Annotated in this window: 2 pseudogenes; one reads left to right on the forward strand and one right to left on the reverse strand. The window is 56.6% G+C overall.

From position 1 onward, the window contains the following. A pseudogene (locus tag Q0835_RS29880) lies at window positions 1–868 on the forward strand (IS110 family transposase); the annotation flags it as partial. 263 nt (window positions 869–1,131) lie between these two features. Here the strand turns inward: Q0835_RS29880 and Q0835_RS29885 are convergent. Then, window positions 1,132–1,242, reverse strand: a pseudogene (locus Q0835_RS29885) (integrase core domain-containing protein); the annotation flags it as partial. Window positions 1,243–1,317 lie beyond the last annotated feature (75 nt).

Here is a 1,317-nt window from a genome sequence, read left to right on the forward strand (position 1 = left end):
TGCAACTGGCAGGGCGATTGAGAGTAAAAGGCTAACGCGCCGGGAGCTTTTACCGTTTTTCAAGGCTTTGCCGCCCTGCCTGATCGGCATTGAGGCTTGTGCGACTGCCCACAACTGGGCCCGCCAGCTATCGGAGATTGGTCATGATGTGCGCCTCATCCCTCCAGGCTATGTCAAACCCTTCGTGCGGCGTGGTGCGAAGAATGACGCCACTGATGCTGCATAGAGCCCGGGGCCTTTTGGTTCGGCAGCGAACTATGGCCGCGTGTGCGTTCCGGTCACACTTGGCTGAGTATGGCGTCATTGTCGCGCAGGGCCGGCACCGGGTAGATGTGCTCATCGCGAAGCTGGACGAGATACGGGAGAATTTACCCGATGATGCGTGCTTTGCCTTGGATGCCCTCATCGGCCAACTGGATGCGTTGAACCGGCAGATCGACGGGATCGACGTCCGGTTGGTTGAGATTCACAAGAAAAATATGATCTGCCGCTTGCTTGCGACCATACCGGGGATAGGGCCAATAACCGCGACTGCGTTTGCCGCCACCATTCCGGATCCGTCCGCCTTCAGATCAGGGCGCGAGTTCGCAGCCTGGCTCGGCCTGACGCCACGCCAAAACTCGTCAGTTGGCAAGCACAGGCTCGGCGGTATCACCAAACAAGGTGATCGGTATCTTCGACATTTGCTGGTCTTAGTGGCTCGAACCGTGGTGCGATATCCAAAGCTCGTTCCCGTGTAGATGGCCCATGGATTCAGGCCTTGTTAGAACGGCGTCGGCCTATGGTTGTTGCCGTGGCGGTGGCTAACAAGCTCGCCCGGGCTATTTGGGCGATGCTGTCTACCGGAGAGGTGTTCCGGAGCGCGTAACCCTGAAAATCGAACAAACTGCGACACGAAGAGATGGCACAAGTGCAATGACTAAGTGATGACAAATCGGCAGAGCTGAGGATCGAGAAAGCCCGGAGAGTTTTAAGCGCGCCAAAGCGCGTCCTGTTGATGAGGCCTCGATCCGCGGACACCATCAGGGCCAGCAGTCATGTATGGGCTGCACGAACAGGCCGAATACATGAACGCACCCGCCGATGCAGGTTATGTTCAAAACACTTGCGCCCGCGGGGCCGTCTATACATGAAACTTTCAACGAAACCGTTCTGCATCGGCTTGCCAGGTTGGATGTAGTGCCATTCGACGCCAGTCTCCTGACACCATTTGAGAACGGCCATGCTGGTGAGTTCGGTTCCGTAACACCTTCGGAATGATGTTGATTTAGAGGCTATGATTGCCTGTGCAGCTCTCAAATTGCGGAGCAGGTGATC

The organism is uncultured Roseibium sp., from assembly GCF_947499295.1.
Classification (GTDB): Bacteria; Pseudomonadota; Alphaproteobacteria; order Rhizobiales; family Stappiaceae; genus Roseibium.